Annotated in this window: 2 protein-coding genes; both read right to left on the reverse strand. The window is 37.2% G+C overall.

The features are described 5' to 3' along the window. On the reverse strand, positions 1–121 hold a 121-nt coding region (locus CP352_RS10795; protein WP_158227701.1), incomplete at its 3' end, for a helix-turn-helix domain-containing protein. Next, positions 121–406 (reverse strand): IS200/IS605 family transposase (gene tnpA / locus CP352_RS10800; protein ID WP_098034952.1); only part of this gene is annotated, 286 nt, incomplete at its 5' end. The genes CP352_RS10795 and tnpA, both read right to left, overlap by 1 nt.

The raw sequence follows: 406 nt of genomic DNA on the forward strand, positions 1-406 counted from the left end.
GTTCAATTTGCATATTAAGCATTTGATTCCATACAAAACGAACACAACCGAAGGTTTGCCAGAGCTGATTTCGTTGTGCTGAATTTGGATAGATGCGCATTTTAACGGCTTTTAGAACCATTATTTTCTCCCTTGACTTTCAATATATCGTTTTACAACTTCTAAAGGCGCTCCACCAGTGCTAATTAAGCAATAGCTTTGTGTCCAAAAGGCTGATTTCCAAAGATATTGCTTGATTTCTGGAAATTGTTTTTTGACCATTCTGGAGCTAGACGATTTGTAAGCATTTAAAAATTTAGCCATTTCCGTATGAGGCGTTGCTCTAAACAAAACATGTACGTGGTCCTGATCATAATTCCATTCTTGCAAATTAATGCCGTATGCTTGTCCCACAACTACAAAACGA

This window comes from Lactobacillus sp. UMNPBX1 (genome assembly GCF_002554085.1).
In the GTDB taxonomy this organism is placed as follows: Bacteria; Bacillota; Bacilli; order Lactobacillales; family Lactobacillaceae; genus Lactobacillus; species Lactobacillus crispatus.